The sequence below is a fragment of the Massilia sp. IC2-477 genome (genome assembly GCF_020707265.1).
In the GTDB taxonomy this organism is placed as follows: Bacteria; Pseudomonadota; Gammaproteobacteria; order Burkholderiales; family Burkholderiaceae_D; genus Telluria.
The window spans coordinates 288,320-302,967 of record NZ_JAJFEQ010000001.1; the positions used below are offsets into that span (position 1 = coordinate 288,320).

Here is a 14,648-nt window from a genome sequence, read left to right on the forward strand (position 1 = left end):
TTCATGCTTGCTGTACACTCGGCCCGTTCTACAATACGTGCACGTTTATTGTGCAGACCGATTTCTGATGCGAAAGACAATTAGCCTCTTCCGAGCCTTGACAATGGTGCTTGCCGGTCTGGCGCTCCATAACGGCGCACAGGCCCAGGGCGCCGTCTACAAATGTGTGGACGACCAGGGCCGCGTCGAATTCACCGACAGCGCCCGCAAGGGATGCAAGGCCCTCGACCTGCCGGGCTATGCGCCGCCGGCGCCGCCGCGCGCCTCGGCGCCGATCCCGGCCGTGCGCCCCATGAGCCCGCAGCAGGCCGCCAGCGCCGCCGCCACGCCGGCCAGCTTTCCACGCGTGGACGGCGCCCAGCAGCGCGCACGCGACGACGACCGCCGCGAAATCCTGAACGACGAACTGCGGATCGAGCAGAAGAAACTGCTTGAGCTGCGCCGCGACTTCAACAACGGCGAGCCCGAGCGCCAGGGCAACGAGCGCAACTACGCCAAGTACCAGGAGCGAGTCGCCTCGATGCGCGACGAGATCGGCCGCACCGAGCGCAACATCGAAGCGCTGCAGCGCGAGATCAGCAACATCCGATGAATCCCGGCGCGCCTTCGTCCCGCTACGCAGGCCTGGACCTGCTGGCCTCGAGCGTGCTGCTGCTCGGGCCCGCGGGCGAGGTGCGCTACGCGAACCCGGCCGCCGAGAACCTGCTCGAACTCTCGCTCAAGTCGCTGCAGCGCGCGCCGCTGCCCGAGCTGTTCGCCAACGGCCAGGAGCTGGCGGCGCTGTGCGCCCAGGCCCTGGCCCACCAGTATGCCGACCTGCGCCAGGACCTCAGCCTGCAGCGCAGCGGACGCGAGCCGCTGCACGTCATCACCAGTGTCAGCGCGCTGGGGGAGGGCGAGCTCCTGCTCGAGATGCGCGAGAACGTCCAGCAGCTCAAGCTCGACCGCGAAGAGCGCATCCTCGACCAGAGCCAGGCCAACAAGGAACTGATCCGCAACCTGGCGCACGAGATCAAGAACCCGCTGGGCGGCATCCGCGGCGCGGCCCAGCTGCTCGAACTCGAGCTGCCGCCGCAGCATCCGGCCGACCTGAAGGAATACACCCAGGTGATCATCAAGGAGGCCGATCGCCTCCAGACCCTGGTCGACCGCCTGCTGGCGCCGCACCGCAAGCCGCACATCGTCGGCGACGTCAACATCCACGAAGTGTGCGAGCGCGTGCGCAGCCTGATCCTGGCCGAATTCCCCGCGGGCCTCAGCATCCGGCGCGACTACGACGCCTCGATCCCCGAGTTCAGGGGCGACATGGAGCAGCTGATCCAGGTGGTGCTGAACATCGCCCACAACGCCGCCCAGGCCCTGAAAGGGCGCATCGCGGCGGGCGACGCCGAGATCGTGCTGCGCACCCGGGTGGCGCGCCAGGTCACCCTGGCGAAGGTCCGCTACGGGCTGGCATTAGATTTGCATATCATCGACAATGGACCGGGCATCGCACCCGAGATCCGCGACCGCATCTTCTATCCGCTCGTGTCCGGGCGCGAAGGCGGCAGCGGCCTCGGGTTGACGCTGGCGCAGACCTTCGTGCAGCAGCACCTGGGTGTGATCGAGTGCGAAAGCCGGCCTGGACTGACGGATTTCCGGATCCTGCTCCCCCTGCCATAAGCGGGTGAGGCGGGGTCCGCCGTGAGTCCCCGAACCATCCATATTGCGGGAACCACGAATACATGAAACCAATCTGGATTGTCGACGACGACGCATCGATCCGCTGGGTGCTGGAAAAGGCGCTGGCGCGCGAAAGCCTGGAGACCCGCAGCTTCGCCAACGCGCAAGACGCGCTGGCCGCTTTCGAGCACGACACCCCGCAGGTGCTGGTGTCGGACATCCGCATGCCGGGCGAATCCGGCATCGAACTGCTGCAGGCGGTCAAGGCGCGCCATCCCGGCCTGCCGGTCATCATCATCACCGCGTTTTCCGACCTCGATTCGGCGGTCGCCTCGTTCCAGGGCGGCGCCTTCGATTATCTCGCCAAGCCCTTCGACATCGACAAGGCCGTCGCCCTGATCCGGCGCGCGCTGGAAGAAAGCCTGCGCGAAGCCAGCGTCGAAGCGGCGCCCGCGGAGACGCCCGAGATCCTGGGCCATGCGCCGGCGATGCAGGAAGTGTTCCGGGCGATCGGCCGCCTGTCGCAGTCCAACGTGACGGTCCTGATCACCGGCGAGAGCGGCACCGGCAAGGAGCTGGTGGCGCGCGCCCTGCACAAGCACAGCCCGCGCGCCGCGCAGCCCTTCATTGCGCTGAACACGGCGGCGATTCCGAAGGACCTGCTGGAATCGGAACTGTTCGGCCACGAGCGCGGCGCCTTCACCGGCGCCCAGGCGATGCGGCGCGGCCGCTTCGAGCAGGCCGAGAACGGCACCCTGTTCCTCGACGAGATCGGCGATATGCCCTTCGATCTGCAGACGCGACTTCTGCGGGTGCTGTCGGACGGCCACTTCTACCGCGTCGGCGGACACCAGCCGGTCAAGGCCAATGTGCGTGTGATCGCCGCCACCCACCAGAACCTGGAACAGCGCGTGCGCGACGGCCTGTTTCGCGAAGACCTCTACCACCGCCTGAACGTGATCCGCCTGCGCCTGCCTTCCCTGCGCGAACGCAGCGACGACATCCCGATCCTGGCGCGCCACTTCCTGGTGCAGAGTGCACGCCAATTGGGCGTCGAACCGAAGCGCCTGTCCGAACCGGCGATGCGTTTCTTGGCCGGCCTGGAGTTGCCGGGCAATGTGCGCCAGCTGGAAAACCTGTGCAACTGGATCACCGTGATGGCGCCCGGCCAGACCGTCGAGGTGAAGGACCTGCCGCGCGACCTGACCCAGGGCTCGCCCGCGCCGTCGACGCTTCAGGATCCGGGCCTGGCCGGCGCGCCTGCTCCGGTGCCTGCGGCCGTGTCGGCGGCGGCTGCACCCGACGGCTGGATCGCGCTGCTCGAACTGCAGGCCGCCGGCATGCTCGGCGCCGGCCAGATGGATGTGATGGACACGCTCGGGCGCCAGTTCGAATCGGCCCTGATCAAGACCGCGCTCAAGCACACCCACGGACGCAAGAACGACGCCGCGATCCGGCTGGGGATCGGCCGCAACACCATCACGCGCAAGATCGTCGAGCTTGGGATAGATGGCGCACGGGACGAGTAGCGCGCCCGACAATTCCCCCGATGGCTGCGTTGCATCGTCTCGCCGTACTGGCGTACTGTCTTCGACGGTGCGCCTTGCCCTCGGGGTTTTGTCGGGCGCGCTTAGCAATGGTGTAAGCTGACGCATCATGCGCTTACACCACCGTCCATGCTGATCAACTGTGTCGCCTACCAGGAAGGCAAGAAGCTGTCGGACATCCCCGTCGCCGACATCAGCGAATACCTGAAGCTCCCCGAAACCTTCGTCTGGGTCGCCCTGCGCGACCCGGACGCGGCCGAGATCGCCACCATGCAGGAAGAATTCAACCTGCACGAGCTGGCCGTCGAAGACGCCGCGCGCGGCCACCAGCGCCCCAAGATGGAGGAATACGGCGACTGCGTCTTTATGACCCTGCACATCGTCGAACTCAATGGCGACGAGATGAGCGCCGGCGAGCTGGCCATCTTCGCCGGGCCGAATTACGTGCTGTCGGTGCGGCGCGACGCCAACCGCGGCTTCCTGGGCGTGCGTGCGCGCGCCGAGCGCGAACCGCACCAGCTGCGCAAGGGCTCCGGCTTCGTGCTGTATGCGCTGGTCGACGCCGTGGTCGACCGCTATTTTCCGGTGGTGGACATGCTCGAATCCGAGCTGGAATCCATTGAGGACCACATCTTCGGCCAGACGGGCGGGCAGCGCGGCAACATCGAGCGCCTGTACGCCCTCAAGCGCAAGTCGCAAGTACTGCGCCACGCGGTGGTGCCGCTGATGGACGCGATCGGACGCCTGCACGGCGGCCGCGTGCCGGAAGTGGTGGTCGAGACCCAGGACTACCTGCGCGACGTGCACGACCACCTGCTACGCATCCTCGGGCGCCTGGATACCGTGCGCGACACCATCAACACCGCGATCCAGGTGACCCTGTCGATGGTGGCGATCGAAGAGAACGACATCAGCAAGAAGCTGGCTTCGTATGCGGCGATCTTCGCCGTGTTCACGGCCTTTGCGGGGATCTGGGGCATGAACTTCGAGTTCATGCCCGAGCTGAAGTGGAAGTACGGCTATCCGATGGCCTTGTGCGTGATGGCCGGCGTGTGCTTCTACCTGTACCGGCGCTTCAAGAAGGCGGGCTGGCTGTAGGGTGGGCGGGGGAATGTAGTCCAGTGGACTACATTCCCGCCCGCGCGTTCGACCGGCGGCGAGATCATCGCATCGTGTGAAGCATCCGATAACGATACCGCGTGGGCGGGAGACCCGCCCACCCTACTTGCGAGCGGTGGCGGCAGCACCGCCGCAGGCCAGGATGACGAGCAGGATCGCCAGCCACTGCATGCCGGTGAGGCGCTCGCCCAGCACGATGTAGCCGGCCAGCGCCGCGAAGGCCGGTCCGGCGCTGACCAGGATGCCGAACACGCGCCGCGGCAGGCGCGCCAGCGCCGCCATCTCGAGCGAATAGGGCAGGGCGCTGGAAAGCACCGCCACCGCCAGTCCGCCCGCCAGCACGGCGGGCAGCAGCAGCGCGCCCCCGGCCTGCACCGCCCCGACCGGCACCGCGAACAGGGCCGCCGCCAGCATGCCCCAGGCCACCGCGTAGCCGCCATCCATGGTCGAGACACGCTTGCCGAACACGATGTACATCGCCCAGCAGAAGGCCGCGCCCAGCGCATAGGCCACCCCGAGCGGATCGAGTGGTGGAACACCTTCGTGTACCGGCGCCAGCAGCCACAGGCCGAGGCCCGCCAGCAGCACCCAGCCGAAGTCGCGCGCGCGGCGCGAGGACAGTACCACCACGCCCAGCGGGCCGACCACCTCGATCGCGACCGCGATGCCGATCGGGATGCGCGCGAACGCGGCGTAGATCAACAGGTTCATGCAGCCCAGCATCAGGCCGTAGACCAGCAGGTTGAGGGCGTCGCGCCGCTGCGGGAGCGTGCGCCAGGGGCGCACGATGGCCAGCATGATGGCCGCCGCCAGCCCCACCCGCACCGCGGTCACGCCGGCGGCGCCGACCAGCGGGAACAGTCCCTTGGCCCAGGCGGCACCAAGATTCACCGACACCATCGAGGCCAGGATCGCGAGGCCGGGGGCGAGCGTCGGACCGGCGGCGGGCGTTTTCACGCGGTCAGCGACAGGGCCACGGCTTCCGCCACGCGGATGCCGTCCACCGCCGCCGACATGATGCCGCCGGCGTAGCCCGCGCCTTCGCCGGCCGGGAACAGGCCGCGCGTGTTCAGGCTTTGCAGGTCGCCGTCGTTGCGCTTGATGCGGATCGGCGAGGAGGTGCGGGTTTCGACGCCGGTCAGCACCGCGTCTTCCTTGTAGTAGCCCTTGATCTGCTTGTCAAAAGCGACGAAGGCTTCGCGCATCGCGAGAATGGCGTAGTCGGGCAGCGAAGGCGCCAGGTCGGTCAGGTGCACCGCCGGCTTGAAGGACGGGACCACCGAACCGAACTCCTTCGAGGCCACGCCGCGCACGAAGTCGCCCATCAGCTGGCCCGGCGCATCGTAGTTGGACCCGCCCAGCACATAGGCACGCGACTCCAGCTCGCGCTGGAAGGCGATGCCGGCCAGCGGATGCCCCGGGTAGTCCTCGGGGGTGATGCCGACCACGATGGCGCTGTTGGCATTGCGCTCGGCGCGCGAGTACTGGCTCATGCCGTTGGTGACGACGCGGCCTTCTTCGCTCGACGCCGCCACCACGGTGCCGCCCGGGCACATGCAGAAGCTGTACACGGAGCGGCCGTTGGAGGCGTGGTGCACGATCTTGTAGTCGGCCGCGCCCAGCAACGCGTTGCCGGCGTTCGGGCCGAAGCGGCACACGTCGATCAGCGACTGCGGGTGCTCGACCCGGAAGCCGATCGAGAACGGCTTGGCTTCGATGTAGACGCCGCGCTCGTACAGCAGCTCGAAGGTGTCGCGCGCGCTGTGGCCGATCGCCATCACCAGGTGGCGGGTCGGGATCTCTTCGCCGTTCGACAGGCGCACGCCCTGGACCTGGCGCACCCCGTTCTCTTCGCTCACATAGATGTCGTCGACGCGGGTCTCGAAGCGGATCTCGCCGCCCAGCTCGATGATCTCGGCGCGGATCTGCTCCACCATCTTCACCAGGCGGAAGGTACCGATGTGCGGCTTGCTGACGTACAGGATCTCTTCCGGCGCGCCGGCCTTGACGAACTCGGTCAGCACCTTGCGGCCGTAGTGCTTCGGGTCCTTGATCTGGCTGTACAGCTTGCCGTCCGAGAAGGTGCCGGCGCCGCCTTCGCCGAACTGCACGTTCGATTCGGTGTTGAGCTTGCGCTTGCGCCAGAAGCCGAAGGTGTCGACGGTGCGCTCGCGCACGATCTTGCCGCGTTCCAGCACCAGCGGGTTCAGGCCCATCTGGGCCAGGATCAGGGCCACGAACATGCCGCAGGGCCCCATGCCGACCACGACCGGGCGCGGCATGCCGGGCGCCGGTTTGCTGGTGGTGACGAACCTGTAGCTGGTGTCGGGCGAGGGGCCGACGTACTGGTCTTTTGCCAGGCGCGCCAGCACCGCGGCTTCGTTGCGCACCTCGGCGTCGATCTGGTAGATCAGCACGATGGCGGACTTCTTGCGCGCGTCATAGCTGCGCTTGAAGACGCTGAAGTCGATCAGGTCCTTGTCGGCGATGCCGAGCTTCGCCAGGATGGCTTCGCGCAGGGCGGGTTCCGGATGGTTGAGGGGGAGTTTGAGTTCGCTGATTCGGATCATGGTTGTGGTTGCTGGCAATGCAACAAGAGGGACGAGGCAAAGCCGCTATTTTACTGGAGACAAGGCTGGAATGCCCATCGCGAGCTCGGCCTAGAAGCATGGTGGACTGGGCAGCTTCTGGCCTGGAGCTGTGTTCTGCTCCATGGTGAGTACGCGCTTACACACGCACCCTTGGATCGCCTGCGGACTGCCATTCTTTCGCGGTCTGCCTTTGGTCAGAGAGGGCAAAATATGTATGTCAAGACAACGTTGTGTCGGTGCAACGCAAAATGCCTTGCTGGCCGGTCCGCGCGTTGCACCATAGTGGAGCATAAAGGCTTCATTCCAAGGGTTGCCGGGCACATGCAGACGTGGGCGCTGCAATACGCCTAACTACCGTGATCATGCGGTTTACTGACGCTAGATGCATGTATTTATTGTTGAGCGCAGACTGACTCTCGAGTCAGTTTTGCATTGCACCATTCTGGGGCGTTCAATAAATTCCTCAAATAAATGTGTTGTATTTAACTCCATGCCCCAAGTGTGTTCAATTGACACTTTTCCACGCGCTATGGTCTTATCTGTGCGTTCAAATAACATTTTCTTTTAAACAGCTGTTGTTTGAATGTGTATGAAATGAAGCAGTAAAACCTCCAAGCCCCCGGCCGGCATGTGCTGCGGCAGGGTGCGCGCAGTTTGCGCTCGGTTTGCAGGAGACGGCCGTACGGCGGGTCGATCATCCGCAGTGCGGTGGCAATAAAAACCACTCGAGAAAAGCCCAGAAGGAGAAGTATTCATGACGTTTAAATTGAAGTCGCTGCCGTTCGCGGTCGCATGCGCGGTCGCCAGCGGCGCACTGGTCGGTAGCGTACCGGCTTTCGCCCAGACCACCGAGCCTGCCGGCGCCTCGGCCCCGCAACGCGTGGTCGTGACCGGCTCGCTGATCAGCCGCGCCAACACGGAGACCCCGACCCCGGTGCAGGTGCTGACCGCCGCCGATATCCAGAAAAGCGGCAAGACCTCCGTTGCTGAACTGCTGACCGACCTGGCCGCCAACGGCGCAGGTACCCTGGGCACCGGCTTCGCCGGCGCATTCGCCAACGGCGCATCGGGCATCTCGCTGCGCGGCCTGACCGTGGGCGCGACCCTGGTCCTGATCGACGGTCACCGCATGACCGGCTACCCGCTGTCGGACGACGCCCAGCGCCAGTTCGTCGACGTGTCCTCGATCCCGTTCGACGCCATCGAAACCATCGAAGTCCTGAAGTCCGGCGCCTCGTCGCTGTACGGTTCGGACGCGATCGCCGGCGTGATCAACATCAAGCTGAAGAAGAGCCTGACCGGCACCCGCCTGACCGCCGAATACGGCGACACCCAGCACGGCGGCGGCAAGACCAAGCGCGCCTCGATCAGCTCGGGCATCGGCGATATCGACCAGGACGGCTACAACGCCTTCTTCACCGCCGAGATCCGCAAGCAGGACTACATCAAGGTCGCCGACCGCGACAGCTTCAATTACGCAAACCGCGACTGGCGTTCGCGCGGCGGCAACAACATCACCCTGGGTGCGCCGGTCGCCGGCACCACCGCCGCCGGTGCGCCGCGCAGCATTAACTCCTTCCTGACCGCGGCCAACTCGCCTTTCCTGTACAACCCGTCGGGCGCGGGCGGCGTGAACAACGCGGCCAACTTCGTGTTCCTGGATCCGTCGAAGTGTAACTACACCGCCTACATGGCGAACCAGTGCACCGTGCGCGACACCTTCGGCTTCATCCAGCCGGAAACCGAGAACGTCAACCTCCTGGTCGGCATGACCAAGAAGCTGAACGACAACTGGGAACTGGCGCTGAAGGGCTCGATCTTCCAGCGTGAAAGCACCAACAACCGCGGCGCGACCCCGCAGGTCTACAACCCGCTGAGCTTCCCGGGCGTCACCACCCTGAACAACGGTGTGCTGGTCACCCGCGTCAACGCGATCAACGACACCACCTTCGCCCCAGGCGCACGCGTCGGCGCGAACGTCACCAACCCGTTCGCGAACAATGCCCGCCTGTACGGCTTCATCCCGGACATCGATCCGAACCTGACCACCAACAACAAGTCGACCACCAGCCGCATCTCGGCCGACCTGACCGGTAGCGCCATGGGCTGGGACATCCAGGCCGGCGCCGGTATGACCAAAGTCAAGGTCGATGCCGTCTACAGTGGCTACATCAACCGCCGCAACCTGTATAACGCGATCAACAACGGTTCCTGGAACGTTCTGGGCGGTAACTCGCCGGAGCTGATCGCCGCCGTCTCGCCGGTGTTTAACAACACTCTGGAATCGACCCTGAACTACGTCGACCTGGTCGGTTCGCGCGAAATCCTGCCGTCGTTCGGCGCAGGCCCGCTGGCCTTCGCAGCCGGCTATCACTGGCACAAGCGTGAGCAGAACGCCCCGGCATCGTCGCTGACCGCGATCGGCGCCGTGGCCAACACCTCGGCCTTCACCATCGGCGACGAGACCAACCAGGCGGTCTTCGCCGAGCTGCGCGCAACCCCGATCAAGGCCGTCGAGGTCAGCCTGTCGAGCCGTTACGACCACTACGATACCTACGGCAATTCGTTCACCCCGGCAGCCAACTTCAAGTGGCAGCCAGTGTCGAACTTCGCCATCCGCGGTACCTTCGCACGCGGCTTCCGCGCGCCGAACCCGGCCGAAGTGGGTAACGCAGGTTCGTTCTTCACCTTCAACTCGATCAACGACCCGATCCTGTGCGCCAACGGCAACCAGAACACCGCCGGCAACGTCCCGACCGCCTGCGGCTTCTCGCCGCCGTACGTCCAGACCACCAACCCAGACCTGCAGCCTGAGAAGTCGAAGTCCTACACCCTGGGCCTGGTCTACGAGCCGATGCGTGGCCTGAACATGACCTTGGACTACTACAAGATCAAGATCAACAACCTGGTGGTGACCCAGGCAGGTAACGACCCGAGCTTCGTCCCGACCTGGGTCCGTGGTCCGGCACTGCCGGTCGACGTCGCTACCGGCGTCGGCGAAGGCCGCGTGGTTGCCACCCCGTCGGTCGGCCCGATCCTGTATGGCCTGTCGCCGTACATCAACGCGGGCGCAGTCCAGACCCACGGCATCGAAGCGGACGTGCGTTACCGCTGGCGCCTTGCCAACGACATGGGCACCCTGTCGGCCGCCCTGTCGGCAGCGCACACCTTCGGCTACGAAAGCATCATCGGCGACCAGACCATCCAGCTGGCAGGCACCCAGGGCCCGTCGTCGGTCGGCGGCGCAACCGGTAACCCGAAAGACCGTGCACAGTTCACCCTCGGCTACAACCGTGGCCCGCTGGACGTGACCGCCACCGTGAACTACACGAGCGGCTTCTCGACCATCGACCCGGCACTGGGCGTGAACGACTGCACCGCGACCGCAGCCGAAGTCGGCGGCCGTAACTACTTCCAGGGTGTGCCGGGGGGCCAGCCGGCCTTCTACTGCAACGTGCCTTCGTTCACCGTCACGAACCTGAACGTGCAGTACAAGCTGTCGCAGAACCTGACCCTGCGCGGCGCGATCCTGAACCTGTTCGATCGTGAAGCACCGATCGACGTCGGTACCTACGGTAACGCCGGCGCCGGCACCTCGTACAACGCCTCGCTGCACCAGCCGGGCGCGGTCGGCCGCTTCTTCAGCCTGGGCCTGAACTACACGTTCTAAGCCTTGCACAGGACGGCGGCAGCGATGCCGCTGTCCCGCAAATACAAAGCCCCGGAGCAGCCTGCTGCTTCCGGGGCTTTTTTTTACCGTTCGGTAAAAATTACATCCCGTTCCAGAGTGCCCCCAGCATGGCCAGCGCCGCCAGCGCCGCCGTTTCCGTGCGCAGCACGCGCGGGCCGACCGACAGCGCCAGCGCGCCCGCAGCCAGCGCGGCGTCTTCTTCCTCGCGGCTGAAGCCGCCTTCGGGGCCCACCATCAGGGTCAGCGCTTGCGGACCGTTCGCCTGCGCCCACTGCGCCAGCGACTGGGTGGCACGCGGGCTGAGCAGGATGCGCGGGCTTGAGGAGGGCGCTGCCAGCCAGCGCCCGAGATCTTGCAGCGGCTCGAGCCGGGCCAGCCGGTTGCGCCCGCACTGCTCGGAGGCCGCCTCGATCACGCCCTGCCAGTGGACCTGGCGTTTTTCCGCCCGTTCGCCGGAGAGCCGCACCACGCTGCGCTGCGCCGCCAGCGGCTGGACCGCGGCCACGCCCAGCTCGACCGCCTTTTCGATGATCCAGTCCATCTTGCTGCCTTCCGGCAGGCCCTGGGCCAGGGTCACGGCATAGGGCAGCTCGACGTCCACGGCCTCGAAGGCCTCGACGCGCGCCGTGGCGCGCCGCTTGCCGCTCTCCAGCAGGGTGGCGCGCACCTGGCCACCCTCGCCGTTGAACAGGGTCAGCGCCTCGCCCGGCTGCAGGCGCACCACGTGCAGGTGGTGGGCGACGGTGTCGGGCAGGTCGACGACGCTGCCTTCGATGAGCGGCTGGGGGCAATAAAAACGTGGCATGTGGTGCTCTTGTGAACATGAACAGGCTGCATTTTAATAGGGCAGCACGCTGTCTGCTAAAATACCGGGTTACGGCCAGCTGCACCGCCACCGCTTTCCAATCCAGAGCTTCGCTATTCCTTTTCATTCATGAAATCTACGCAAACCACCACCCTGATGGCCAACGCGATCCGCGCGCTGGCGATGGACGCCGTCCAGAAAGCCAACTCGGGCCACCCGGGCATGCCGATGGGCATGGCCGAGATCGGCGTCGCGCTGTGGGACAAGCACTACCGCCACAATCCGGCCAATCCGGGCTGGTTCAACCGCGACCGCTTCCTGTTGTCGAACGGCCACGGTTCGATGCTGCACTATGCGATGCTGCACCTGGCCGGCTACGAGCTCTCGATGGACGACCTGCGCGATTTCCGCCAGCTGCACTCGAAGACCGCGGGCCACCCGGAAGTCGGCATCACCCCGGGCGTGGAAACCACCACCGGCCCGCTGGGCCAGGGCATCGCCAACTCGGTCGGCATGGCGCTGGCCGAGTGGCTGCTGGGCTATGAATTCAACCGTCCGGGCTACGACGTGGTGGACCACTACACCTACGCCTTCCTGGGCGACGGCTGCCTGATGGAAGGCATCTCGCACGAAGTGGCTTCGCTGGCCGGCACGCTGCGCCTGAACAAGCTGATCTGGCTGTACGACGACAACGGCATCTCGATCGACGGCCGCGTGGAAGGCTGGTTCACCGACGACACCCGCAAGCGCTTCGAAGCCTACGGCTGGAACGTGATCGGCCAGATCGACGGCCACAGCGTCAGTGCGGTGTCCGACGCCATCGAGCAGGCCAAGAGCTCGGACCGTCCGACCCTGATCATGTGCAAGACCATCATCGGCAAGGGCGCCCCGAACCTGGAAGGCGGCGACAAGGTCCACGGCGCTCCGCTGGGCGACAAGGAAATCGCGGCCGTGCGCCAGCACCTGCTGTGGGATCCGATCCCGTTCGACATCCCGGGCGAGATCTACGAAGCCTGGGACGCGAAAACACGCGGCGCCCAGGTGGAAGCCGAGTGGAACGCCAAGTTCGCGGAGTACCGCGCCGCCCATCCGGAGCTGGCCGCCGAATTCGAGCGCCGCATGCAGGGTGAACTGCCGGGTAACTTCCAGCAAACCCTGGACGCCGCCATCGCCGCCTGCGTCGAGAAAAAAGAAACCATCGCCACCCGCAAGGCGTCGCAGAACGCGATCCAGGCCCTGGCCCCGATTCTGCCGGAATTCCTGGGCGGCTCGGCCGACCTGACCGGCTCGAACCTGACCAACTGGAAAGAGTCGGTCGCCGTGCGTTCGGGCATCCCGGGCAACCACATCAACTACGGCGTGCGCGAATTCGGCATGGCCGCGATCCAGAACGGCGTCGCCCTGCACGGCGGCTTTATCCCCTTCGGCGCGACCTTCCTGACCTTCTCGGACTACAGCCGCAATGCCCTGCGCATGGCCGCGCTGATGAAGATCCGTTCGCTGTTCGTGTTCACCCACGACTCGATCGGCCTGGGCGAAGACGGCCCGACCCACCAGTCGATCGAGCACGTCTCGTCGCTGCGCCTGATCCCGAACCTGGACAACTGGCGTCCGTGCGACACCGTCGAGTCGCAGGTGGCATGGGGCGCGGCCGTGCAGCGCAAGGATGGCCCGAGCACCCTGATCTTCTCGCGCCAGAACCTGCCGTTCATGGAGCGCGACAACGCGACCATCGCTAACGTGGCCAAGGGCGGCTACGTGCTGCGCGATGCTGCCGACGCCAAAGTCATCCTGATCGCCACCGGTTCGGAAGTCGAGCTGGCCGTGAAAGCGGCCGACGCGCTGGCAGGCGAGGGCATCAATGCCCGCGTGGTCTCGATGCCGTCGACCGACGTGTTCGAGCGCCAGGACGCCGCCTACAAGGCGCAAGTGCTGCCACGTGGCATTCCGCGTGTCGCCATCGAAGCCGGCGTGACCGACTTCTGGTACAAGTACGTGGGCCTGGAAGGCGCCGTGGTCGGCATCGACACCTTCGGCGAATCGGCGCCGGCGCCGGTGCTGTTCAAGCACTTCGGCTTCACCGTCGAGAACGTCGTGGCCAAGGCCAAGGGCGTGATCGGCGCGTAAAGGTTTCATGGGGCTGCGTCATCGCAGCCCTTTTCGCATGGGCGTGATGAAAAAAGTTTTTTTCTAATCAGGAGCTAAGCAATGACGATCAAAGTTGCAATCAACGGTTATGGCCGCATCGGCCGCAACATCCTGCGTGCTTTCTATGAAGGCGGCAAGAAACAAGACATCCAGATCGTGGCGATCAACGACCTCGGCAACGCCGAATCGAACGCCCACCTGACCCGCTACGACACCGCGCACGGCAAGTTCCCGGGCACCGTCACGGTCGAAGGCGACAACATGATCGTCAACGGCGACAAGATCCGCGTGTTCGCGCAGCGTAACCCGGCCGAGATCCCATGGGGCGAGCTGGGCGTGGACGTCGTGCTGGAATGCACCGGCTTCTTCACCACCAAAGAGAAAGCCTCGGCCCACCTGAAGGGCGGCGCCAAGAAAGTGATCATCTCGGCGCCGGGCGGCAAGGACGTCGACGCGACCATCGTCTACGGCGTCAACCAGGACGTGCTGAAGGCGAGCGACACCGTGATTTCGAACGCATCGTGCACCACCAACTGCCTGGCCCCGCTGGTCAAGCCGCTGCACGAAGCCATCGGCCTGGAAACCGGCCTGATGACCACCGTGCACGCCTACACCAACGACCAGGTGCTGACCGACGTGATGCACGAAGACCTGCGTCGCGCCCGTTCGGCCACCCAGTCGATGATCCCGACCAAGACCGGCGCCGCCGCCGCGGTCGGCCTGGTGCTGCCGGAACTGAACGGCAAGCTGGACGGCTTCGCGATCCGCGTGCCGACCATCAACGTGTCGATCGTCGACCTGTCCTTCATCGCCAAGCGCGACACCACGGTGGACGAAGTGAACCAGATCATGAAATCGGCCTCGGAAGGCGCCCTCAAAGGTATCCTGACCTACAACACCGATCCGCTGGTCTCGGTCGACTTCAACCACAACCCGGCATCGTCGAACTTCGACGCCACGCTGACCAAGGTCTCGGGCCGCCTGGTGAAGGTGTCGTCCTGGTATGACAACGAGTGGGGCTTCTCGAACCGCATGCTGGACACCACCGTCGCGCTGATGAACGCGAAGTAATTCCCAGCCTTGTA

The 14,648-nt window shown here is 65.5% G+C and carries 10 protein-coding genes; 7 read left to right on the forward strand and 3 right to left on the reverse strand.

The annotated features are described in order from the left end of the window. Positions 1-103 precede the first annotated feature (103 nt). From LK542_RS01365 to corA, 4 genes are all read left to right on the forward strand, one after another. Positions 104-592 (forward strand): DUF4124 domain-containing protein, encoded by a 489-nt coding sequence (locus LK542_RS01365; RefSeq protein WP_227810521.1) that lies wholly within the window; start codon positions 104-106, stop codon positions 590-592. Then, positions 589-1,662, forward strand: coding sequence for a nitrogen regulation protein NR(II) (gene glnL / locus LK542_RS01370; RefSeq protein ID WP_227800208.1), 1,074 nt, complete (start codon positions 589-591; stop codon positions 1,660-1,662). The genes LK542_RS01365 and glnL overlap by 4 nt, the downstream gene beginning before the upstream one ends. A 62-nt stretch (positions 1,663-1,724) precedes the next feature. Beyond that, positions 1,725-3,191, forward strand: a complete 1,467-nt coding sequence (gene ntrC / locus LK542_RS01375) for a nitrogen regulation protein NR(I) (protein ID WP_227810522.1) — start codon at positions 1,725-1,727, stop codon at positions 3,189-3,191. 147 nt (positions 3,192-3,338) lie between these two features. Beyond that, on the forward strand, positions 3,339-4,307 hold the full coding sequence (gene corA / locus LK542_RS01380; protein ID WP_227800210.1) for a magnesium/cobalt transporter CorA: 969 nt from the start codon (positions 3,339-3,341) through the stop codon (positions 4,305-4,307). Between the two features lie 123 nt (positions 4,308-4,430). Here the strand turns inward: corA and LK542_RS01385 are convergent, their stop codons facing one another. Together LK542_RS01385 and LK542_RS01390 are read right to left on the reverse strand one after the other, a co-directional pair. Then, positions 4,431-5,228: an EamA family transporter gene (locus LK542_RS01385; RefSeq protein WP_227810798.1), complete on the reverse strand. Its 798-nt coding sequence runs from the start codon at positions 5,226-5,228 to the stop codon at positions 4,431-4,433. A gap of 53 nt (positions 5,229-5,281) precedes the next feature. Continuing rightward, positions 5,282-6,898: an NAD(P)/FAD-dependent oxidoreductase gene (locus LK542_RS01390; RefSeq protein ID WP_227800211.1), complete on the reverse strand. Its 1,617-nt coding sequence runs from the start codon at positions 6,896-6,898 to the stop codon at positions 5,282-5,284. Positions 6,899-7,673: 775 nt separating this feature from the next. Here LK542_RS01390 and LK542_RS01395 point away from each other — a divergent pair. Next, on the forward strand, positions 7,674-10,589 hold the full coding sequence (locus LK542_RS01395; protein ID WP_227810523.1) for a TonB-dependent receptor: 2,916 nt from the start codon (positions 7,674-7,676) through the stop codon (positions 10,587-10,589). 100 nt (positions 10,590-10,689) lie between these two features. On the opposite strand, the gene LK542_RS01400 is transcribed toward LK542_RS01395, so the two are convergent. Further along, positions 10,690-11,415, reverse strand: a complete 726-nt coding sequence (locus tag LK542_RS01400; protein WP_227810524.1) for a 16S rRNA (uracil(1498)-N(3))-methyltransferase — start codon at positions 11,413-11,415, stop codon at positions 10,690-10,692. Positions 11,416-11,544: 129 nt separating this feature from the next. Here LK542_RS01400 and tkt point away from each other — a divergent pair, with 129 nt between their 5' ends. Continuing rightward, on the forward strand, positions 11,545-13,542 hold the full coding sequence (gene tkt, locus LK542_RS01405; protein ID WP_227810525.1) for a transketolase: 1,998 nt from the start codon (positions 11,545-11,547) through the stop codon (positions 13,540-13,542). Between the two features lie 81 nt (positions 13,543-13,623). Beyond that, positions 13,624-14,634 (forward strand): type I glyceraldehyde-3-phosphate dehydrogenase, encoded by a 1,011-nt coding sequence (gene gap, locus LK542_RS01410; RefSeq protein ID WP_227810526.1) that lies wholly within the window; start codon positions 13,624-13,626, stop codon positions 14,632-14,634. Positions 14,635-14,648 lie beyond the last annotated feature (14 nt).

Coding starts and splice junctions, on each gene's coding strand:
- LK542_RS01365 (WP_227810521.1), top strand. CDS start 104: ATGGTGCTTGCCGGTCTGGCGCTCCATAACGGCGCACAGGCCCAGGGC.
- LK542_RS01390 (WP_227800211.1), bottom strand. CDS start 6,898: ATGATCCGAATCAGCGAACTCAAACTCCCCCTCAACCATCCGGAACCC.
- LK542_RS01395 (WP_227810523.1), top strand. CDS start 7,674: ATGACGTTTAAATTGAAGTCGCTGCCGTTCGCGGTCGCATGCGCGGTC.
- LK542_RS01400 (WP_227810524.1), bottom strand. CDS start 11,415: ATGCCACGTTTTTATTGCCCCCAGCCGCTCATCGAAGGCAGCGTCGTC.
- gap (WP_227810526.1), top strand. CDS start 13,624: ATGACGATCAAAGTTGCAATCAACGGTTATGGCCGCATCGGCCGCAAC.
- tkt (WP_227810525.1), top strand. CDS start 11,545: ATGAAATCTACGCAAACCACCACCCTGATGGCCAACGCGATCCGCGCG.
- glnL (WP_227800208.1), top strand. CDS start 589: ATGAATCCCGGCGCGCCTTCGTCCCGCTACGCAGGCCTGGACCTGCTG.
- LK542_RS01385 (WP_227810798.1), bottom strand. CDS start 5,228: ATGGTGTCGGTGAATCTTGGTGCCGCCTGGGCCAAGGGACTGTTCCCG.
- ntrC (WP_227810522.1), top strand. CDS start 1,725: ATGAAACCAATCTGGATTGTCGACGACGACGCATCGATCCGCTGGGTG.
- corA (WP_227800210.1), top strand. CDS start 3,339: ATGCTGATCAACTGTGTCGCCTACCAGGAAGGCAAGAAGCTGTCGGAC.